This window comes from Neobacillus sp. DZ-9 (assembly GCF_059587065.1).
On the sequence record NZ_JCAIOL010000026.1, the window covers coordinates 1 to 15,204 of the forward strand.

General features: G+C 37.1%; 13 protein-coding genes, 1 tRNA gene and 1 rRNA gene. 3 read left to right on the plus strand and 12 right to left on the minus strand.

All coding sequences use genetic code 11. From position 1 onward, the window contains the following. Positions 1 to 106: 106 nt before the first annotated feature. Positions 107 to 1,381, minus strand: a complete 1,275-nt coding sequence (ltrA, locus tag AC59HZ_RS30575) for a group II intron reverse transcriptase/maturase (protein ID WP_496549478.1) — start codon at positions 1,379 to 1,381, stop codon at positions 107 to 109. Between the two features lie 848 nt (positions 1,382 to 2,229). On the opposite strand from ltrA, the gene AC59HZ_RS30580 reads away from it, so the two are divergent. Beyond that, the gene (locus AC59HZ_RS30580; protein ID WP_496549479.1) at positions 2,230 to 3,234 is read left to right on the plus strand and encodes a DUF3231 family protein; all 1,005 of its coding nucleotides are present in this window, start codon (positions 2,230 to 2,232) and stop codon (positions 3,232 to 3,234) included. 284 nt (positions 3,235 to 3,518) lie between these two features. Here the strand turns inward: AC59HZ_RS30580 and AC59HZ_RS30585 are convergent, their stop codons facing one another. The 8 genes from AC59HZ_RS30585 to AC59HZ_RS30620 form a co-directional block, all read right to left on the minus strand. Further along, positions 3,519 to 3,806, minus strand: a complete 288-nt coding sequence (locus tag AC59HZ_RS30585) for a hypothetical protein (RefSeq protein ID WP_496549480.1) — start codon at positions 3,804 to 3,806, stop codon at positions 3,519 to 3,521. 208 nt (positions 3,807 to 4,014) lie between these two features. Then, on the minus strand, positions 4,015 to 4,446 hold the full coding sequence (locus AC59HZ_RS30590; RefSeq protein WP_496549481.1) for a VOC family protein: 432 nt from the start codon (positions 4,444 to 4,446) through the stop codon (positions 4,015 to 4,017). Positions 4,447 to 4,797: 351 nt separating this feature from the next. Next, positions 4,798 to 5,730, minus strand: coding sequence for a VanZ family protein (locus AC59HZ_RS30595; RefSeq protein WP_496549482.1), 933 nt, complete (start codon positions 5,728 to 5,730; stop codon positions 4,798 to 4,800). Positions 5,731 to 6,048: 318 nt separating this feature from the next. Further along, on the minus strand, positions 6,049 to 6,501 hold the full coding sequence (locus tag AC59HZ_RS30600; protein WP_289988611.1) for a C40 family peptidase: 453 nt from the start codon (positions 6,499 to 6,501) through the stop codon (positions 6,049 to 6,051). Positions 6,502 to 6,636: 135 nt separating this feature from the next. Beyond that, on the minus strand, positions 6,637 to 7,722 hold the full coding sequence (locus AC59HZ_RS30605; RefSeq protein WP_496549483.1) for a right-handed parallel beta-helix repeat-containing protein: 1,086 nt from the start codon (positions 7,720 to 7,722) through the stop codon (positions 6,637 to 6,639). Positions 7,723 to 8,178: 456 nt separating this feature from the next. Continuing rightward, a complete protein-coding gene (gene ppsA, locus AC59HZ_RS30610) occupies positions 8,179 to 10,779 on the minus strand; it encodes a phosphoenolpyruvate synthase (protein ID WP_496549484.1) in 2,601 nt (866 codons plus the stop codon). Positions 10,780 to 10,951: 172 nt separating this feature from the next. After that, positions 10,952 to 11,506, minus strand: coding sequence for a DUF3231 family protein (locus tag AC59HZ_RS30615; protein ID WP_496549485.1), 555 nt, complete (start codon positions 11,504 to 11,506; stop codon positions 10,952 to 10,954). A gap of 112 nt (positions 11,507 to 11,618) precedes the next feature. Then, positions 11,619 to 12,023, minus strand: a complete 405-nt coding sequence (locus tag AC59HZ_RS30620) for a hypothetical protein (protein ID WP_496549486.1) — start codon at positions 12,021 to 12,023, stop codon at positions 11,619 to 11,621. Positions 12,024 to 12,504: 481 nt separating this feature from the next. Here AC59HZ_RS30620 and AC59HZ_RS30625 point away from each other — a divergent pair, with 481 nt between their 5' ends. Both AC59HZ_RS30625 and AC59HZ_RS30630 read left to right on the plus strand, forming a co-directional pair. Further along, positions 12,505 to 13,149 carry a hypothetical protein gene (locus AC59HZ_RS30625; RefSeq protein WP_496549487.1) on the plus strand — a complete coding sequence of 215 codons (645 nt, stop codon included), beginning with the start codon at positions 12,505 to 12,507 and terminating at the stop codon, positions 13,147 to 13,149. 27 nt (positions 13,150 to 13,176) lie between these two features. Further along, positions 13,177 to 13,416 (plus strand): hypothetical protein, encoded by a 240-nt coding sequence (locus tag AC59HZ_RS30630; RefSeq protein ID WP_496549488.1) that lies wholly within the window; start codon positions 13,177 to 13,179, stop codon positions 13,414 to 13,416. A 544-nt stretch (positions 13,417 to 13,960) separates the two neighbouring features. Here AC59HZ_RS30630 and AC59HZ_RS30635 read toward each other — a convergent pair. From AC59HZ_RS30635 to rrf, 3 genes are all read right to left on the minus strand, one after another. After that, the gene (locus tag AC59HZ_RS30635) at positions 13,961 to 14,383 is read right to left on the minus strand and encodes a hypothetical protein (RefSeq protein WP_496549489.1); all 423 of its coding nucleotides are present in this window, start codon (positions 14,381 to 14,383) and stop codon (positions 13,961 to 13,963) included. A gap of 449 nt (positions 14,384 to 14,832) precedes the next feature. Continuing rightward, positions 14,833 to 14,906 (minus strand) — tRNA-Met (locus tag AC59HZ_RS30640). Positions 14,907 to 14,928: 22 nt separating this feature from the next. Continuing rightward, positions 14,929 to 15,045, minus strand: a 5S ribosomal RNA gene (rrf, locus tag AC59HZ_RS30645). Between the last annotated feature and the right edge of the window lie 159 nt (positions 15,046 to 15,204).

A 15,204-nucleotide genomic window follows, 5' to 3' on the forward strand; every position in this document is an offset into this window, starting at 1 on the left:
ACTTTATTGTTTTTATCGAAAATAACAGAAATATTTCCTACCTTTATAAATTTACAATTAATTGTTAGACAGACTCACGTACGGTTCGCGTATACGGCGTTTCAATTTATATCACAGTGTGTACTTTTAGATAATGTTCTAAAGCAGAGGGGACTCCCCTCTGCTTTAGTCTTTTGTTTGAGATTGCTCTTTGGACGACTTTGGATAATCCTATGAATCGGTAACCTTTTCGACAGTAGGTTAATCCTTTCGCTTCTTCCTCCGGAATCCCTAGTTGAATAAGCGATTTAATTTGTTTCTTCGCTACTTTCCATTGTTTCCAGATGATTACCCTAATTCTGGAGCGAAGCTTTGTGTCTAATCGTTCAGTCACTTTTTTCATGTTTGCTACTCTGAAGTAGTTTACCCATCCAAATATTACTTGTTTCAATTTCAGTATTCGGTAATCTAGTGGAACACTCCAGTTTCGCTTTGTCAGTTGTCGAAGCTTCCTTTGAAACTTCTGTACCGAATTTGGATGAGGTTTCACTTGATACCTCTTGTTATTACTGTCGTAATAATACCCAAATCCTAAGAATTTTAATTCTTTTGGACGTGAAATTCTACTTTTCTCTACGTTGACTATCAGACCTAATTTCTCTTCTATAAATCTCACGATTGAATTCATTACTCGGTTCGCTGCTTTTTCACTTTTCACAAAGATAAGGGCATCATCAGCGTACCTCACGAACCTTAGTCCTCTTTTCTCTAGTTCCTTATCAAGTTCGTTTAACATAATATTACTCAATAGTGGACTGAGGTTTCCTCCTTGCGGAGTACCGACAGGTGTATCTTCATATTTCCCATTCACCATGACTCCACTGACTAAGTATTTTCTGATTAACGAGATGACATCGCCATCTTTTATTGTGTTGGATATAATTCGCATGAGTTTATCATGATGGACGGTATCGAAGAATCTTTCAAGGTCAATGTCGACTACCCAATCATGATTATCGTTTAGAAATTCCAGGCTTTTAATAATCGCCATTTCACAACTTCTTTTGGGTCTGAAACCGTAACTAAATTCGCTGAACTGTTCTTCAAATATCGGACTGAGAACTTGATGAATGGCTTGTTGAACGACTCTGTCCACTACTGTTGGTATTCCCAATTTGCGCATCTTTCCGTTTTCTTTTGGGATTTCCACTCTTAAGGCAGCTTGTGGTTGGTATTTTCTTGTTCTAATGCGCTGACGCAACTCATCTTTGTTCTCTTTCAGATATTGCTTTAGTTCGTCGACTGTTACTCCATCAACACCACTGGCGCCTTTGTTTCTATAGACACGTAGGTAGGCTTCGTTCATATTTTGATTACTTAGGATTTGTTCTAAAAGTTCCACACTCGTTTCTCCTTCCCTCTCACGTAGTAAGTGATAGCTCCCTTTTGGTTATCCTTTGAGGTACGCTCATACTTTTACCATTAACACATTCGGAGTTTTCGTCACTCACGCATTCGTGGTGTTGAAACACTATAAATTGTTCAGCCCTTCATGAAATTATTTCATTACTATGGCTTCTGCTGACTTCTTGCGACTAACCTTTTTCGACTGTACTTCTGTACATCCGCAAGACCTCCCAGGGTAAGACAACTATCTTTCCTCTTTTACTCGCCTGATTTACTCTACAAAGTTACGCACATCTTTTGGACTTTAACTTGCTTAGGAGTCTAATCCCTTTATAGAGCCTTAGTATCAGATTTCTGTTCGTCGAGTCAAGATTTTATTCCACGCTTCCTCCAGCCCTTACCTCACAATAAGTACCTTGCGCTTCCTTAGTGGTTGATCGATGTGTACCCCCACAGTGGACTTTCACCACCTAGATAGTTGCCATGCCTGGCACACTAAGAACTAGGCTGCATTTTTGGCAGCCTGTTTGTTAATTGATATCTTTCATATATAATGGATTTCAATTTTATAAATTTTTAGATGTTAATGGAGCACGCTATCCGCCGATTGATGTACGTAATCCGCTAATTGGAGCTCACCATCCAACGTCGGGGGGACCGTATTTTATGTATACAATTGCTTTCATTTTTCGTCCTCCAATTCGTTATATTCCTTATATCATACGAATTATACGAATAAATAGAACAATTGTACTTCTTCAATAGTATACTTCATAGTTAATACCATAAAATAAACTCAGTTAGCTGAGAGCCAAATAAATTATTTCAAAGGAGCACATGTTAATGGAATCTGAACACTTCACTAAATTGACCGCTACTGAAGTTGCACAAATTTGGTCCGCTTATATGAATGTCAGCATGAGTAGATGCTTGTTTACATACTTCTTAGAAATAGTTGAAGACAGTGAAATACGCTCGGTTTATAAGCATGGATTAGAATTAGCGGAAACTCATTTAGCCAAATTGTCAGCGTTTTTTCAAGAAGAGGGGTATCCAATACCCAGTGGCTTTACAGTAGAAGAAGATGTAAATGTAGCCGCTCCAAGATTATTTTCAGATAGTTTCATGTTGCATTTAATCCATAATATGGGTGTAATGGCTCTTAGTTTTTATGCTATAGCCAAAACATTCGCTGTTCGTTCAGATTTAGATGGGTATTTTGCTGAATGCGTTAGGGAACTGAACGAATTTGATACGAATTCGAAAAATCTTTTGTTATCAAAAGGCTTATACATTCGGTCGGCTTATTTAATTCCATCAAATGAAGTACACTTTGTTAAAAGTCCAAATTTTATGTCAGGTTTATTAGGGATTAAAAGACCCTTAACAGCTATTGAAATTACAAATTTGTTTGCGAATTTACATAAAAACGCTTTAGGTCACTCAGTAATGATGGCATGGAGTCAGGTGGCACAATTAAAAGAAGTAAAGCAATTTATGGTAAGGGGAAAGGATATTGCTTTCAAACATACTAAGGTTTTTGGTTCCGTGTTAGAAGAAGATCATTTACCTGTTCCAATGTCTTTTGATACTGAAGTAACTGACTCAAAAGCAGCTCCCTTTTCAGATAAAATGATGATGTGTATGGCTACTTCTTTAACTGCATTAAGTATTGGATTTTATGGAACAAGTATGGCAACTTGTACAAGAAAAGACTTGGCTCTCGATTACGTTCGCTTATCCGCAGAAATCGCTTCATTTGCTGAAGACGGAGCCAAAATTATGATCGATAATGGCTGGCTAGAGGAACCTCCCCTAGCTGTAGACCGGGATGAACTAGCGAATTAATACCCAAAGACAAAAGCTATCTTTAATTAGAAAGACTTCTCAGAAGCAATGAGGATGATCTTCATTGTTTCTGAATTCTCTTATAAAGGTATTTATTAATAAAAACAATAATGGAGCCGACTAAAAAGCCTAACATTGATGTAACTAAAATAACCTTTACTATTTCGGTGAAACTTAGCGCCTCCTTTTGTAAGAATAAACTAATAAGGATAATAATGATCGAGGGTAAAACACTCCATAAGAAAAATCCCTTTTTTTAAATGTTTAAGCATTTGTTTTTCTAATTAATTTCTTTTTTGCAACGACTTAACAGCTAAATGTTCTTTATCTTTTTTTACATATATATCATATTGAGTAAAATCCTTTAATCGGTCATTTCGATTATCATAGATGTATGGAGTTTCAGTTTTATACTTGATCCCTTCCGTTTTTAATATTGCTATTATCCTAAAGTATTCCTCATTGCCAAACGCAGTGTAAATTAATTTCCATTTCCTGTTAAAGAAGGTTCGAATTATTGAAGCAAGTATGATTACTAAAGCGATCATACCAATTGCAATATACATCTCCATTTCTTGCCTCCTCAAACTTTTCATTTTAAACATTATATTTCTGTAAATATTATGTAATTCCTTCCTTTACTAACCTGTCACGTTAGCACAAGAAGAAATGCCGCCTTAAATGGCAGCTTGATCTTAAACTCTTGCACCCCGTTAGTCATACGATTAATATATTTAGCAAACAGAAAAAGGAAAAATTCAAAAACTTACTGCCGAATGTTTAAGATTTTCTTAACACTAGCTGCCAAGTAACACCAAAACTATCAGTAACCCAGGTTACCTTACTAAAATCATTCATTTCTACTGGACCCATTAGCACTTGCCCATCGCGCTTTAAACCGTCAAAAATTAAATCGAACTCTGCGTTGTCATTGCATTCTAAGTAAAAGGAAACAGCCCAAGTAAATTTAGGACAAGATTCTTCTTCCATATCCAAAACCATAAAATTCTGCCCTAAAATTTCGATAATGCCATTCAGAACCTTCCCCTCTACACCTCTGTCATCTTTTGTATATCTTCGAAGAGAAACTAGTTTTGAATTCGGAAAAGTGCGAACATAATAATTCATTGCTTCCTCAGCATTGCCACAAAACGTAAGAAACGGAGTAATCCTTTGCCCTGAAATAAACGGTATGACTTGTTCTGCTGTCATTTGAAACCCTCCAAACAATTTGTAATTACCTCATTATAGAACTTAAATTTTCTTCTGTAAAAAACCAAAGAGATTTTTTCTTTCATTATCACATTTCTTAAGCAACTAAACTGCCAGGTTAGCAAAGAAAGCCGCCAAAAATGTCGGCTGGATCTTAAACTCTTGCACCCGTTAGTTTAAGTGAATTACTCACAATAATGAACGATTTACAAATGAAGAAAGTAGTTCCACTTCTAATTGAAGAGCCGATAGTAAATTTAGTAATTATAGCTTAAGAGAGGGCTCTCGAGACTTTCTCGACAGCCTTTCAGCGATTATCATGGTTTCATTGGTTGCTTGTTTGTTTTTTCTTCACTCCCACCAATGCTTCATTTCACTGAATCCAACGTCCCACAGTTTAGCGTTCCCGGAAACGATAATCGTAATTTCGTTTACCTTGTCATAAAATGGTATGTTTAAAGGTTCTGCTTCTTTATTATATTGTTCATTGTACTGATAATGAACTCTTTCGTTTCCATCTACCAATATAGTGAGTCCTCCCTTAGAATCTCCCTTGTCTGGAATGCCAAAATAAGAATAGAACGTCACATCTTTCTTGTTCCCCAAGATGTAAGTGTATGATTTGCTTTTATCACCTTCACTGTTATACACGTTCATTTTGGGTTCTATTTTCTTGCCTGCTACGGTGAAACTTGGAAGATTTTCAGTCATAGGCATGGTTCCATTCATTTCTTTCACATCGTGTAATGCTTGAATCGGGCTTTCTCTTGTCGCTACAACATAATTGATAGTTTCCGAGACCACGATTACCCCAACTAGAAGAACACCAATAGATAGAGCTGAAGCAATAAGCTTTTTATAAGACATTTTTGAAGAAAATCCAACTCTATAGGCGATAAAACCTATCGCTGCACCTAATGTATTGGATATAACATCATCTACATCAAAGCTGCCAAGATAAGTTAAAGGCTGTATAGTTTCCAGAAAGAGGATTGACAAGACAAACAAAGAGATGAATTTCCTAAAACTCACACGATACAACAGAGGAATAAGTATTCCAAAAGGGATAAAAGCAGCAATATTTCCTAAATCGTATAACCATGAAAAAGCTAGTTTAGGGAATGAAAGTGGGACTGATTCTGGAACAAGCATAAATGTGTATCCATATTCACTATAATCTGATCTATTATCTAATCTATTAAAAGCAAAGAATAGAAAATATAAAATTAAAATTGTATAAAAAATAGTTCCTACTAAGATGGGTTTCCTTAATTTTATTTCCATAATGTCTCCTTTGATTAATCATATATTTATCCATTATAGTATTATTTTACTAAAATCGATGAACAAATCCTATATAATCATTATTTTCTTTACTCCATTGTTGAGTTATTATCAAAATGATTTCTCCCACTCATTTAATAATGTTTTCTCATTATACCGCACAGTCCAAACACACTTTGCTTATTGAACTATCCTGCCCCGTTAGTCGAATAAGAAAATGGCTGCCGAAATAGCCTGTCCGTTCTATTTTAGGAGAGGTTTTTTAAGGTAAGAAAAAATACGATGAAATGAAAAAAAGACCATCGGCACCGATGATCTTTATACACGCTTTACTCCAATATATCTAGCATGCCAATATGGGTTGCTTGTGTAAGTGATAATGACCCCTTTTGAAGATGATGCCATAATCATTTTCCCGTATCCGATATAGATGGCAACATGGGTTGGGGCACTTGCTTTGGTCGGTCCGTAGAACAGTAAATCACCGATTTGCAAATTAGATGGTCGATATCCATTTCCATAGTACATTTGGGCTGCAGTGCGATTTAGTGTTCTTCCCGCTTTTCCGTAAGAATACTTCACAAGACCTGAACAGTCAAAACCGCTTGGCGACATCCCGCCCCATCGGTATGGAACTCCAATATTAGATTTCGCAATCGAAATGGCTGCTGTATGATAGTTATAAGCTGCTTCTGCTTTTTCACCCTTGGCGGCGAACAAAGAGCCACAAGAAGCTAAAATGGTAAAGGCTACGATGAATTTCTTTAGCATGATTGTTACCTCCTAGTGTGATTTGATAACTTCACTATACTAGAAAGGTATAACAAACACGTCACAGCAATATGATAATTTCATTACAAAGTTATTCTAATATAATTTTCACATGTGATTAGATTCGCTTTTTTACTAACTGCTGCTTTGATCCTGATCACAAACCTTATTTCTAAAAAATGAATTCCCCATGCCATTATTTTCGATATCCTGATTCCCATTATTGCAAGCAGTATTCTCAAGCACTTCATTATCATTAGAGTCTAAATCAATTCCATCATCATCGTTTTCATTCGCTTTATTTCTAATGATAAAATTGTTGTTTTGATTAACCTGAATTCCATCTTTCCCATTGTTAGATGGACGATTTTCTTCAATATAATTAAATCCTTGAGTTGGAACATTAGCTGGAGAAATAATAGAAATGCCACTTTCCGCGTTCCAAAAACTTAAATTCATCCGATAAAGCGAGCCAAAAGGATTATTTACTCTTATTCCATTGCCTTTTGATTTTGAAACATTATTTTCGATGATGGACATTGTTCCATTATTTAAAGAAATTCCATCACTGCCAGTATGTTGAATTTCATTTTGTAATATTAACCCTGAAAAAGCCTGCTCGGCTGAAACTATTCCACTTTGTCCGGCCTTTTGTATCTTATTTTGAATGATTGAATTGAAAGGATTAGATGGAATAGTAGATTGAGAAATATTTATATTGATGCCATTCTTTCCAACGTCTTTTATCTCATTTTGAATCATTACATTGATGTTAGGATCCGTAACGTTTATTCCGTTTTGACCAATATTCGTTATTTTATTTTTTTGAAATAAGTGAGTCGCACTATTAGTAAAGACAACGCTTTGGTTAATAACGATACCATCATTATTGATATTTTTAATAACATTCTCTACACAATAAGCAAAATCGCAAAATTCAATTGATATTCCACTCTGAATGTAATTTTGGATTGTAAAACCTTTTATTTCAATACCAGAGGCTAGGTTTTCGGAGGTTTGACCCAATCTAAATCCAAAAGGCAATGAATGATTCCCTTCCAGAGTCGCTCCTTTCTCACCGATAATCGCTATACTTCTCTTAAATACATTTACACTTTCATGATACGTTCCTTTTTTTATAAAAACTAAATCACCTGGCTGCGATGCCGATACCGCTGCTTGAATCGTAGGAAAATCTCTAGGAACTACGATGATACTCATGTTCTGCCCCTCCCGAATTAGTTAATGCTATTGGTATGCATGTCCAATGCAATTTGAAAGGTACAAGGGTTTAAATTAAATAAATAAAACGATCGTTTTTCCACACCAATCGATTATTTTCGGGGAAATTCCTTATGTGCTACACTAATTAATCGTTTGATTAAAACCATTAATAACCGCGCTATAGAAGGTTTTATGTGATGGAAACCTATCGAAAAATGTTTATGAATTACCAGAAAAATCAGCATCATCCTTGTAAAAAAGACTAATTTTTATAAGACTGACAGAATTCAATAAGATTCCAGATTCTTCACCTTTAATCAGACGTTTAATTAAAACGGACTTCTACCCGCATCAATACTCACTTCTTCTATCAAAATTCGTTGGCAAAATGTCGAAGGAAAATATCGCTTACTCGCTAAGAAAGGCTGCCAAAATGGCAGCCCTATACTTTCATTACAAAATTGTGATATACCCTTCTGTTCCATGCACGCGAATTCGTTGCCCATCTTTTATCAGTTTAGTGGCATTTTCCACCCCAACCACTGCCGGTAAGCCATATTCACGTGCGATCACTGCTCCATGGGTCATCAGCCCGCCAACTTCGGTGACTAGGCCTTTTATGGATACAAACAATGGTGTCCAGCTAGGGTCAGTAAAGGAGGTGACTAATATATCTCCATCTTCTAAATCAGCATCGTCGATGTTTAAGATGACACGTGCTCTTCCCTCTATAATTCCAGAAGAAACAGCAAGACCAACAATGGCATTGGCTGGGAGATTTTCTCGTTTGTACTCACCTGCAATAATTTCACCATCAGACGTGATGACACGTGGCGGAGTTAGTTTATCAAAAAATTTATACTCATCTTTTCGTTTGCTGATGATCTGGTAATCCAGTTTATTTGTGCGTTCAACTTCGTGAAGTTCTTCAAAAGTGAGATAGTATATATCTTCTTTTTCATGAATAACACCCGCTTGTGCGAGTTGTTCGGCTTCTTTCAGTAAAGCCTGCTTATAAACGAAGTAGCGACTAACCATGCCGTATTTTGGATATTCACGGTAACCGATGAAATTTCTGATTAGGTCGATCATGCGTTTTGTTTCTTTGGCTTTTTGTTCACCATCCGGTAATTGTTTCAATCGCTCTAATACTTCTTGTTCTTTTTTCAAAGCTTCCTGTAGTCCTTGCTCAAATTTCCGATTGCTGGCATTAGGCTCAAAGTTTTTGATGTTACCCAGAATCATGGGGACAAGTGTAATTGGTTTTTCAGTCCACCGAGTTTTAGTAAGATCGATTTCTCCACTACATCGCATTCCGTATTTGTTGAGATAAGTATCGATCGCGTCCCGGGTCTTTTGTCCCCCTTCAAACTGAACCAGTTCATCCAAAAAGTTATCATCTTTTACATGTTGTAAATAATCAATTACTTCCGGATAAGGACGGATCACATCTGCGACATCCAACAGCGCCAGACCCATTTCTGAAGTAATATTGTTTGGCACAGATTGAGAAAGTATGTCTGCTACGTTTTTTTCACCTAACCACCTATTTATGTTTTCATTGACCCATGATGAAGCATCCATAGCTGCCATAAATACTGCCGAACTCTGTGGGTTAAATAAGATCTTCCTTAATTGCTGGATATCATCCAAGATAAAATTAAATAAATCTGATCCTGATTTCGTTTGGATGTTTTGTTTTAACTCTTCTATCGATGTTTGAGTACTCTTGATCAAATCAGCAACGATTGACGGATTGTTTTCGATTCCTGCCAGCATATCTGCATTGTTTTTGCGGGGACTCGGTGCTTTCTCATCATTTTGTAACGATTTTATAAAATCTCCTCGTTCTACTACGGTCATAAGTGCGTCTTTCATAAGCGGATCATGTTGTTCCATGGTTTTTAATAACATTTCTCTGCTAACTGGTGAAGCCAGATGAGGTGTGACATCAACAAACAGCCTGCCGCCAGCTTTACGCATCGGTGCAGGAGTCGTTAACAGGAAAAAAGACAGTCCCAATGGCTTCATGGGGTCGGTCATCATTTGTTGATGACCGACTGATACATAGACGTGATTTTCTTGATCATTCGCTTCAGGGATCGGGAATAAAGTAGTGATTGGCCGACTCTGGACAATATAAAAAGTATCATCAACCAAACACCATTCGATATCTTGTGGGCAGCCAAAATAAGCTTCAATCTGTCTTCCAATGCGTGCTAGTTGTAAAATTTGTTGGTCAGTAAGTGTTTGAGTCTTTTGTTGATCAGGATCGATCGGCACGGTCTCGGTTCCGCCTTCTTTTCGTCCATAGATAGCCAATTTTTTGGTTGCGATCATCTTATCTGCGATTTTATCTTCCTGTACTTTATAACAATCGGCAGATACCAAGCCAGAGACCAGTGCTTCTCCAAGCCCAAAACCGGCATCGATGGAGAGCAGCTTTCGGTTAGAGGAAATCGGATCAGCGGTAAATAAAATCCCTGAAGCCTGCGGGAAAACCATCCTTTGAACGATAACGGATAAATAAACTTGTCTGTGGTCAAATCTATTTTGTATTCGGTATATTACCGCTCGATCCGTAAAAAGAGAAGCCCAACATTTTCTGATATGCTCCAAGATGGCTTCTTTTCCGATGATATTTAAATAGGTGTCTTGTTGACCAGCAAAAGAGGCATGTGGCAAATCTTCAGCGGTCGCACTAGAACGCACTGCATAAGCATGTTCATCGCCAAACTGGGAGAGATAGTCAGCAACTGCGCACGCAACATCGGAAGGAATTTCTACTTCCATAAGGATTTGTCGAATCTTCCTGCTGATTTCAGCAATTTGATTTCGATCCTCTACTTTGAGTAGTGTTAGTTGATCCAACAAGGCATGATACCTTTCGTTTTGTTCGATGGCTTTTTGATATCCTACTGTTGTAACACAAAATCCTTCTGGTACTTGTATTCCTTCAATTTTTGATAATTCCCCTAAATTGACCCCTTTACCGCCAACGAGCAAAAGCTGCGTTTTTTCCATTTCCTGAAAATCGAGAACCAAAGAACTCATTCTACATCTCTCCTAACCATTAAGGTTCTATTGATTTTAGCAGTAGTAAACGAGAATAAAAAGTCTATATTTTCCATTTTTTAAATGGTATAATTAAATTAGGAAGAGTACTTTGAAACAACTCATAAAGTAAAAATTAAAAACCAACTCTTAAGGTTTGAGTTGGTTTTTGTTATCGTGGTGCACCTGGAGGATAGTAATATGGCGGTATTTTTAGCCACCCTCGTTTACGCATAAGTGTTTTTAAAGTTGTTCCAAACGTTACCCATTCTAGATAGTTTTGTAACCACAACAAGCCGACATCATTTCGAACAGAATCAGCTTGTCCCTTAGAACATGCTTGTAAACATGTAACTAATTTGAATGCTATACCATTTGCGAGTTCATTATCCGTTAACTTTACACCTAAAGGAATATCATTTGGGTCAGAGTTTGGTTTTGATGATGATACATCCGGTAAAGGAATTCCTTCTTTTTTCATAAAATTACTTAATTTTGTAACTTGCGATTCACATATCCGAACTACATCTGTTAACATTTCTCTGACTTCATCATCAGTAGTCGTATTTAATCCCATTTCCTCATACCGTATAAACTCTTCCATTAAAGTAAAATAGGTCCAACAGTCTCCAGCTTCAATGATATGTAAAGGTGACTTGGGTTCGTTTGTTGTATCAATAGAAATTTTCAGCGTGTTCCAAATCGCTTCAAAAGGATTAGACATCATCACACCTCCTGTACTGTATTATTCCAAATTTATTAAAAATGCATGTAATTTTTGAAAAATTATTGACGTTATTGAACTCATATTTATAAGATGCCCCTTTGGCATCAAATTTCTAATTTTTTTGTATCTTTATGATGGCATTTGAAGGAGTAAAACCATCTTTATTTCCGTGCAACAACTGTCCATATTTAGTTGGTATTTTGACATACTGAACAACTTTATTCTTATTAAGAAATACAAGCAAATATATATCATCACGAAGAGCCATATTAGGTGAACCTTTAAATTTAACGCCCAATTGCTTACTTATGGTTTCTTGGTCGGTGTAAGGGGTTATTAAATATGCTTTCTCCCAATCGAAATCCGTTAGAGAATTAAAATTGATTTCCGTCACGCTTTTTTTCTCCAAAGCAGAACTTATAGATTTCTCTAATCCTTTATTATGCATACCAACGACTTGAGAACAACTTGCTAGTAAAATTAGAGGGAAACAGATCATACATACAAATTTCTTCAATATACCAGCACTCCTTTATGGTTTAATAGTAAATACCGCTAAATCATTGGTCGTGTTTTGAGTAATAATATTATATACAATTAGCTTTTCACTAACCTTCCCATTAGTCCCATAAAAAAGGCTGCAGCAGTAGTCATGCCTTACTCAACTCAAGCACCCGAACCAAACAAAACTAAACATACCGAATATCGCTGTGTACATGACATAGTCCCTTATATATTCCGACTCCATGGTCACACCTCCTTCTTTTTTAAATTTATTATTGGATAAATTTTACATATTCCCTCGAAAAGGTTTATTAAGGGAAAACAACGTTCTGAGCTTCTTCATTTTACAAATCGCAGTAAAGTAAGGTTACAAATCATTACCCCAAAACATAAAAACACTATTTAATGATTTTCTTTATTATGGTAAAATTTCCTATAATATCGAGCGTCTTTTAGCCTTTTAGAATGAAATGGAAAAGAGGAGGGTTCATGATATGTCCCAAACCATTATTCCTAGAGCTGCTATACGTGGAACAGCTTCTGGAGTTATCTTCATGGCATTTTTCGGTACTCTGTGGGCAGGAATTGGAATTAAAGGACTGCAGGGCTGGGGATCTCTCTGGCTGTTGATCTTATCTCTGTTGATTGGCGTTATACTTCTAATTGGAGGAATCGTATTAATAATGAAGTCAAAAAGGTTATCAAACGAGATGGGGGAAGAGGATTTACATCGTTGGAAACGAAATAATAGGTGGTTCGGCATTATATTTGGTTTAGAAGGTGTGTTGATTGCTGCCGACGCTGCAATTTGTGTGTTTACTAATCACTTGGATTTGTTTGTCCCTATGATGGCTCTTATAGTCGGTGCTCATTTCTTTCCACTAGCGTACCTTTTTCAGGTCAAGATCCATTATATTTCGGGTTCACTCCTTTGTTTGCTTTCGGCAATCACACTGCTTACTTTACCTGTTATAGTAACCTGGAAGAATCATCAAATTATGTTTTGGTGGACATCTATCGGTTTTGGCTCAGCCCTGATATTGTGGGGAACCGGGGTGGCAATTTGGCTTACAGGCTATAGACTGATGAACAGGGCTGGGAATGGATCAAAAGAAGCTGAGGTAACTTTCAGGATATAATGTAGCCTTAATAGGAAGGAAGAAAATATGAACATGACCCCAAAACAACGAATCGTGTTGCTATCATTAACCACTGAATGGCAGACACCGATACAGATTGCTAATCACCTTCCGAAAGCATCGGGGAATTTATCCGACGTACAACAAGCACTCAAGGAGCTATTGAGTGTAGGCTGGGTACAAATTAATCCAGTTGTTTTCGGATTATATCGACTAACAACAGATGGCAAAACTATAAAGGAGCTAGAATTAAGTGAGAATCAGTAAATAATGTGCACCATAGACATGAGGATAAAATTCATTTTATTTGATTAGGAGTAAGTACCATAAAAACTGAAGGTAACGGGTTCCGTTCCGTACTACAAAAAGTGAATTTACAGCTAAAAATGTAAAGTAAAATGCTTATCAATTCGCACCTACTTGGTGCTTTTTGTTTTTAAAATAAAAGAGCCTAGTCCTGGATTTCTTCTTGAAGTAAACTGCCTCGTTAGTCGAATAAGAAAAAGGACTACCTCAGTAACCCCATCTTTAACATAAGCACCCGATAGTTTAAGTGTGATCCTTACAATCTCTTCTACACCTTAATTATAACTCCAATCCCTAATAAGTGTTGTTCCAGAATCCAGTACAATACAAAAAGACGCCTTCTTATTCAAGAAAAGCGCCCTATTGCGGAATAAAGTTATGTTATTTTTAACATAAAAAGACCCTTTAGACAAAGCATATCCAAAGGGGTAAAGTATCGTATCTTTTTTACAAACATCGTGACTTTATTTTAAAACCACTTTCGGACATCTCTGGTACTGTAGTGCTAACCAGCGGACTGTTTTTTCTTCATAGTTGTGCCCAGTATGATCAAGGCGACATAGATTACGATAGCAATAGAATCTACAAATGTATCCGTAAGAGCCGAAGCGTCAAGTAATGCCGTTACACCAAGAATGACCATCAGTCGGACGATCAGGATCGCCGCGATCATCCATGCGGCAAAACGGATCTTCGATCGATCACTTTGGAATGACATAAAAATGAATGCGATGCCGAAGACCAGATTTTCCGCCGTTATAATGTGCCAAACATACGTGAATACCGTCCGGGTATCCGAGGACATCGTCCTAATGTCGAGCGTCGGCAGCACAGCGGATTGCCCGTTCCATGCATGCGTGACGGCAAACAGCATCGCAAGAACGCCTGCAATCAGATAATAAAAATTCCTAATCTTGATGTTGATCACAACCCTCCTAAGAAATTACTGGTTCATTCTCTTGGATATCCTTGTAAAGCTCGCGGACGAATTCTGCCAACCGTTGATCGCTTTCGTTATAACTAAATCCTCCCTTTAAGTTACATTTATTCATAATCTCACACCATTATTAACATAATTTTCTAGTCCCGTTTAGAAGTCATATTTCATTAAATGGCCAATTGTTGAACACAAGTTAAACACTACTCTTCCACAAAACTGCCCTGTTAGTGCAATAAAAAAGGGGATCGCCGCAGCCATCCCAATCTTTAACTCTTGCACCTGTTACTTTAAGTACAACACCTCACAATCTTTCTTGTGGAAACAAATCAGATTCTTTTTTCGTTTTATAATAAGATTTTGAAAATAATAGTTAGATTAGGGATTGCTAAGTTAAAAAGTACAAAAAAAAACGCTTATATAAGCGTTTTTATACTATATTGCGGGGGCAGGATTTGAACCTACGACCTTCGGGTTATGAGCCCGACGAGCTACCAGACTGCTCCACCCCGCGACGATATTAATAAATTGATACAGCCTGGCAACGTCCTACTCTCACAGGGGCGCGTGCCCCAACTACCATCGGCGCTGAGAAGCTTAACTTCCGTGTTCGGTATGGGAACGGGTGTGACCTTCTCGCCATAATTACCAGACTTGTATTTTAAGGGTTCATTCCCTCAAAACTAGATAATGCAGAAGAAGTTTGTAAAAACGAGTTCACCTTCATATGTTCATATGACTTGGTTAAGTCCTCGAACGATTAGTATCAGTCAGCTCCACACGTCACCGCGCTTCCACCTCTGACCTATCAA